At 54.9% G+C, this 6,614-nt stretch carries 5 protein-coding genes; 1 reads left to right on the forward strand and 4 read right to left on the reverse strand.

Annotated elements, in window-relative coordinates; genetic code table 11:
- The 4 genes from PHP98_11130 to PHP98_11145 form a co-directional block, all read right to left on the reverse strand.
- On the reverse strand, positions 1 to 131 hold a 131-nt coding region (locus PHP98_11130; GenBank protein ID MDD5484181.1), incomplete at its 3' end, for a hypothetical protein.
- A 536-nt stretch (positions 132 to 667) separates the two neighbouring features.
- The gene (locus PHP98_11135; GenBank protein MDD5484182.1) at positions 668 to 1,882 is read right to left on the reverse strand and encodes a UDP-N-acetylglucosamine pyrophosphorylase; all 1,215 of its coding nucleotides are present in this window, start codon (positions 1,880 to 1,882) and stop codon (positions 668 to 670) included.
- Positions 1,879 to 2,889 (reverse strand): transposase, encoded by a 1,011-nt coding sequence (locus tag PHP98_11140; GenBank protein MDD5484183.1) that lies wholly within the window; start codon positions 2,887 to 2,889, stop codon positions 1,879 to 1,881. The genes PHP98_11135 and PHP98_11140 overlap by 4 nt, the downstream gene beginning before the upstream one ends.
- A gap of 152 nt (positions 2,890 to 3,041) precedes the next feature.
- Complete coding sequence (locus tag PHP98_11145; GenBank protein ID MDD5484184.1) at positions 3,042 to 4,145, reverse strand: aminoglycoside phosphotransferase family protein; 1,104 nt, start codon at positions 4,143 to 4,145, stop codon at positions 3,042 to 3,044.
- Between the two features lie 210 nt (positions 4,146 to 4,355).
- Here PHP98_11145 and PHP98_11150 point away from each other — a divergent pair, with 210 nt between their 5' ends.
- On the forward strand, positions 4,356 to 6,464 hold the full coding sequence (locus tag PHP98_11150) for a tetratricopeptide repeat protein (protein ID MDD5484185.1): 2,109 nt from the start codon (positions 4,356 to 4,358) through the stop codon (positions 6,462 to 6,464).
- Positions 6,465 to 6,614: the final 150 nt, after the last annotated feature.

Here is a 6,614-nt window from a genome sequence, read left to right on the forward strand (position 1 = left end):
ATGCGGTGGCGGTTGTGATGCCTTTTGCAGATATGCGCCGTGGCGCGGCCGATCGCCAGGGCGGTTTCCGCCGTCATCGGCTCAATATTGGCCACGCCCCTGACCCCGTCCGTTCCGAATAATTTTCCCATAATCCCTTTCCTGAGCAATTTTTTACCGCGGAGACGCAGAGGTCGCAGAGGTAAATCAATTTGAGTGCGGGCAAGATTCTCCCGCCTTCGCCCGGCAACGCCGGAGTACGGCGGGCGAAGGAAGGTCGTCATCCCGTCCGGCTCAGACCGGGCGGGGTTCATCAGAATAACACGCCAAAGAATCGCTCAACTTTCAATTAGGCCGCCAAAAGCGGCAACTGTTATTTTTCGCATGTAGGGGGCGTGCTTGTCGCGCCCCTTCAGAGGGCTTCGACGAGCGAAGCCTCTACAAAAAATAGACAACATTGAAATTCCTATACGTTCATTAGGCCGCCAAAAGCGGCAACTGTATTTGATAGACGTAGGAGCCGCATCCCCATGCGGCGATTCCAAACACCAGATGCATCGCCGAACAGGGGTTCGGCTCCTACCCACGATTTTGCGCTCTTTTGCGGCAACGTTGAAATTCCTATACATTAAAATAATTCTTCTTTCCTCTGTGCCTCCGGCGAAGCGGGCGGCGAAATATTTTTTTCTTATTTTTTCCAGATTTCCGCCGTCCTGTCAACAATTGATTGCAGCCATTCGGTCGCATCCTGCCTGCTTGCGGAACTAATCGCGGCAATTGTTTCAAGATATGAACTTTTTTGCCCGGCGGTTATTTCTTCCAGCAGATGATCTCTTTTGGCCGGGTCGCCCTCAACCCCGGCAATTTGCAGCAAATTATCCTTCATTTCCGGCCATTGTCCGCAAAGTTTTTTCTGCTGCTGCAGATAAGAAGCCGCGCCGCCGCCGGATTTTTCGTTCAATTCAATGGAGCGCGGCATTTTCCCGGCCAATTCATCCAAACGGCCAATTCTTTCCCGTATAATCAAGTCCAGTTTTTCCAGCGCCCCCGCCAGACAGGCCGCCTGGAATGAATCCCGCCCCATAAATGTCGAACGGACATGGCGATACCACGCCTTCAGGGCATAAATATTACCGATATAAATCAGATTGTTCCTTACGATTCTGTCAATGGTGCGGTATGCGCCGGCTATGAACCGGCCGCCGGCAGGTTTCGGTTGTTCCCCGCGGACGACAAGGCCGGCGGCGGAAACATCTCCGCGAATTATCATTCCGGCCGGGGCAATGGCTCCGAAAGCCACCCGGGCCGGGCCGGCCAGACCGCCCTGGCCGCCCAGGAAAACCGGCGGCTGGTCAAGGAGCACGCCGCGGGGAACATCGCCGATCAGGGAAGGAGTGGCCTTGTCCTGATGGGGCGTGAAGTTAAAATGAACATACGCGGAACCGACCTCGCTGTGATTTTTGCGGCCGGTCCCTCCCGCCGTCAGGCAATCGCAGAAATTTACCAGACTGCCGAGCGTAACATAGGGAAACAGCAGGGTTTGTTTCAATCCGACCGCATGAGCCCCGCTTGCGAATTCTTCCAGAAGAGCGCCGGGGCGCACACGCGCGCAGTTTCCCATGCTGCTATCGTTCAGAAAAACGGATCCGGAGAAATATCCGCCCGCCAGTTTTACCCTTTCCCCAAGCTGGCAGTTTTCAATTGTAACCGGCCCCTCCGCGCCCAACTCGCACCCCGGGCCGATGGAAGTCTGCGCGCCATAAATGCGGCAGAAGGGATGGATGAGAGTTTTCGGCGCAATTCTTTCGGGAACAACCGCAGGATCAATGAATACCGAAGAAGGATCGGGGATCACGCCCCCCGTTTGCAACAAAACACGAACCGGTCTGCCGGATGTTTTCATTGGGGACAGCCCTTAAATATTAAATAGTTGCGCAGACGATTTAATACGCTGCGATGTTCGTTAGCCTTGGATTGACGCAAACGTTTTAATTGCACGCAAACCGCCGCTCCCGTTTTCACCCCTAAATATTTTGCTGCATCACGTTGGGTTAGCCCCCCTGCTTGTGTTAACAACATCGCCGCTACCGGCTTGACCCAATCATTTACTCGATGCATCCGCAACTCATTCGCTGGGATTTTATATGCTCGGCATACAGCATTTATTATGGCCTCCGGCATCACCGTGCGAAACGGCTTTCGGAAAGCAACGTCTTCCGCCTTAATCCGTGATGCGCTTCGCTGATATTCCTGCCGCATTCCCTGAATAAATTTTTTCGATCCTATCCCTGGCAATGATTTTTTGAGCAACGCGCGAAATTCTTCGTCATTTTTCACAATCCCAGCCTCCACATATCCGCGGTATTTCAGATGCCGATTCCCGGCGCGCCCAGGCGTCATTGCTAAAATTGGACCATAGTCTATATAGTCTTCCGGCTTCGCTAAACCAGCATAAGCCCTGTAACTACTCCACTGGTAATCGCACAAATATGAGATACGCGCATCCAAGGAGGCAGATTGCAGGGGGTTCACAAAGACAGGATTCAAATGAATATATCGACTGAGCCGCAACAGATAGGCGTCGCCCGCCACCAAAGACGAATAATATCGGTTTTGAGTAAGATGCCCGGCACGGTGATGACGCCGATTAAAATACGTGGCATAACTCGTCAATAAACTGCCCAAAAACGCACTCACATTCGGCAAACGCGTTTCCAGCAAAAGATGGACATGATTCCGCATAAGAGTATAAAGATAAAGCCGCACTTGATAGGCTGGCACCCGTTCGGCCAACGATACAAGGAAACGCTCGCAATCACGTGTGTCGCGAAAAATAGCCTTCCGTTCATTGCCGCGAAACACGATATGATAAATCGCCCCTGCAAAAACCAATCTGGGTTTTCTGGCCATATTAAGTTTACCCTTGTCGCCCGAGCGGCGTCAACCGTTTTTTAATATTTACGGGCTGTCCCCAATATCGCAATATTAAGTTTACCCTTGTCACCCGAGCGGCGTCAACCGTTTTTTAATATTTAAGGGCTGTCCCCAATATCGTAATATAATTAATTCTGTTGGATAATTTTCCGCATTTCTTCTTCCTGCTCCTCAATGCTGGCAAGGAGTTTGAACTGCACGCGGGCGCGGTCAAGATTATGGCCGGGACGGTGAATTTTAAAATAAACGTCGCCCGCCAGATAATCGGACAGAAAGCGGATGCCGATGGTAAAGGTGATCACTTTGCCGGCCGTGACCATGTTGTCAACTTCAACCGGCGTAAGGAAAGAGCGGGCGGCTTCAAGATAACCGCGCGCCAAGGCCTCAAAAAACTCCATTTTCAGCATGACCTTCCTGAGGTCGCGCTCGTCTTCGTCCATGGTCCGGGCCGCAGTCCGGACCATGTCGCCGAAATCATACAGCGAACTGCCGCTCATGACGGTGTCAAGATCTATCACACAAATGCCGCGGCCACCGGCATTTTCCATCATGACATTGTTGATCTTGGAATCATTGTGCGCGATGCGCTCGGGCATTTTACCGTTTTCCAGCAAATCTGTCAGCGCGGATGTCAAAGGCTTATGCCGGAAGCAGAAATCAATATCGTTTTTAGCCTCAATGGCGCGATTAAACCTATCGCTGTTGATCGCCTCCTCCAGCGTCTTGAAACGGCGCGGCGTATGGTGAAAAAAAGGAATGGTTTCGTGCAGACGGCCGCCGGGCAGGTCGGCGAGCAGAGCCTGAAACCTGCCGAAAGACGATGCCGTTTCGTAGGCCTGTTGCGTGGTTTCGCAAATGTCGTAGGTGCGGGCATCCGTGATAAAAATATACATGCGCCAGAAATTACCCTGTTCATCAAGCAGAAAAGGCGCGTTTTTCCTCGTGGGAATAACCGTGAGCGATTCGCGGTCGGGATTTCCGCACGGCATTTCGGCTGTTTTTTTTCGGACGTGGCGGGTAACCCGCAAAATATTATCCATGAGCGCGGGCGGGTCCTTGAAAATATTATGGTTAATGCGCTGGAGAATATAGTCCACCCCGGCGCCGTTATCCATATGCACCAGATAAGTGTCATTGATATGACCGTTGCCGTAAGGGACCACCGTCCGGAAAGTCCCCGGCAAGCCAAATGCTCCGATAATTGATTTGAGATATTTGAGCTCGTGCTTCATACGCGTATTGGAGGTGAGATTGTATGATTATCGTTCTTGATGTCAATAAATATGCGCGCAATCTTTTATGCGGCGGCGGGCCTCATTTTTCCCCCGTTTTGCCCGCCCGGCCAGAGGCAAAAATCGTCTCCGCCATACCCAGCGAATTCCAGGGCGGGCTTTATTTTTGTTGCCGGCGGGACACGGAAATGGCATGATGCAATCCCGAACATGCGCAAGACACATTGGATTGCCGCGACGGGGATGAAAACCGGCCTGCCGGCGGGCGGGGCTGTTTTTCTGCTTGCGCTCGCAATGCATCTGCTGCTCATGCTTGACGGGCGGAACGATCCCACGTTCTGGCGACCCATCGTGGACGCGCACACTTATCATAATTTCGCCTGCCAGATGGCCGACGGGCTTTACCGTCCGAACACCCCGTATTACCAGCCGCCATTTTTCATTTACCTGCTGGCGGCCGTTTATTTTTTCACCGGCAAGAGCATGCTCGCGGCCAAACTTGTTTTGGCCGTCATAGGATCATTGACACCGGCGATCAGTTATCTGATCGGGGCCGGGATGTTTTCCAGGAGAACAGGCATCATCGCCGGCGCGCTCACGGCATGTTACGGCCCCCTGCTTTTCATGGATTTGCAATTGCTGCCAGCCGGAACGGCGGCGCTGCTCAATACGCTCTTCCTCTGGCAGTTGCTGCGCTCCGCGAAAAACGACCGCGGTTCGGACTGGGTTCTCGCCGGAATTTTCGCCGGCCTGGCGGCCATCACCGTGCCGAACGTGCTTTTCTTTCTCCCCTTCACCCTGTTCTGGCTGGTTTACCTGTATATTGCTTATCCTGAAGGCGGGGGCCGCCGGGAAACAAAAATGCTCGCGGGAAAAGCCGGCGGGCGTTTTCTGCTGGTTCTCCTGGGAACCGCCTGCGCGATTGCGCCGGTTACCGTCCGCAATTACGCCGTCAGCGGCAGGTTTACGCTGATCTCGCACAACGGCGGGCTCAATTTCTATATCGGCAACAACCGGAAAGCGGATGAAACCACTGCCATCCGGCCGAGTTTCGGCTGGGAAAATCTGGACAAAATGCCCATGCGGGCGGAAATTTTTGACGCCGTTGACGCCGACCGCTTCTATTTTCGGGAAACGCTGAAATACATCCGGCAGAATCCCGGCCATTTCTTCCGTAATTTTTCACGGAAAATACGCCAGGCGACCAACGCGCGGGAACTGCCGCGCAACGTGGATATTTACGCGTTCCGCGATTATTACGCGCTCCTGCGCCCCCTGGTCTGGCGGCTGGGTTCTTTCGCCTTTCCTTTCGGAATCGTGTTTCCGCTGGCCTGCTGGGGCATGCTTGCCGGGCTGCGCCGCAGCCGCGCCAGTCTTCTTTTGGCCGTCTTCATCGGCGCTTATCTATTTTCCATAGCGTTATTTTTTGTAGCGGCGCGCTACCGCGTGGTGGTTGCGCCGGCGCTTTGTGTCCTGGCCGCCTACGCGCTGGACTGGCGGCAATGGGCGCGCAACTGTTCCCTCCGCTCTTTCATGCCGGCGGCCGCGATAGTGGCGGCGGCGGTCTGGGCCAATACGCCCATCAGGACGCCGACCGATCATATCCCTTTCAATGCCGAAATGTTTAATTTTCTGGCCCTGCAGGAAATCAACTCGGCCAACTATACGCGCGCGGAACGGGAGTTGCGCGAGGCCATTTCCATCGCCCCGGATTATGCGCCGGCGTACAACTCGCTGGGATTTATGCGGCAGCGGCAAGGCGATCTTGAATCGGCCCTGGCCGCCTATCGGGAAGCCGTCCGGATCAGTCCGGACTCCGCAGAATCCTGGAACGGCGCCGGAAGCGTTTATGAAAAACTCGGGCGGCCGGACGAAGCCGAACAGGCATACCGGCGCGCGATCATGCTCAGCCCGGAAACGTCCGGCCCGCATGTTAATCTGGGCCGCCTGCTCTATAACCGGGAGCGGAGACGGGAAGCCGCGGCGGCGCTGCGGCAGGCGATCAAGCTTGATATCACGGCGGGGGAAGCGTACGGCCTGCTGGCATGGATACTGGCAACCGCCCCGGAGGATGAATTGCGCAACGGCCCGGAATCCCTGCGCCATATCAAGTTCATGGTCCGCTGGCAGGGCGCCGAAGACCCCATGCGCATGGATACTCTGGCAGCCGCCCATGCGGAGACCGGCGACTTTACAAACGCCGCCCGGGCGGCTGCGCGCGCCATTGAACTCTGGAAAAAAGCGGGCCAAGAAGCGCCGGCCGCGCAGGCCGCGCGGCGCCTGGAACTTTACCGGCAAAACAAGCCCGAGCGGGAATAGCGGGCTAATGCGGCAGTGCCGCCATCCAAAACTTTCCCGGCTGGCGATCCGTCAGTCTTATTTAAACTTCTACGCAATCCGGTCCAGCCACTCGCTGATTTCCTTCAGCTTGCCGTCGGCCTGCGGCGCGCGCAGACGAGGAAACTGATC

Source organism: Kiritimatiellia bacterium (assembly GCA_028715905.1).
GTDB lineage: Bacteria > Verrucomicrobiota > Kiritimatiellia > JAAZAB01 > JAAZAB01 > JAQUQV01.

Excerpts from the sequence above, each read along its gene's own strand:
- PHP98_11140 (MDD5484183.1), bottom strand. The coding sequence starts at position 2,889 with ATGGCCAGAAAACCCAGATTGGTTTTTGCAGGGGCGATTTATCATATC.
- PHP98_11150 (MDD5484185.1), top strand. The coding sequence starts at position 4,356 with ATGCGCAAGACACATTGGATTGCCGCGACGGGGATGAAAACCGGCCTG.
- PHP98_11145 (MDD5484184.1), bottom strand. The coding sequence starts at position 4,145 with ATGAAGCACGAGCTCAAATATCTCAAATCAATTATCGGAGCATTTGGC.
- PHP98_11135 (MDD5484182.1), bottom strand. The coding sequence starts at position 1,882 with ATGAAAACATCCGGCAGACCGGTTCGTGTTTTGTTGCAAACGGGGGGC.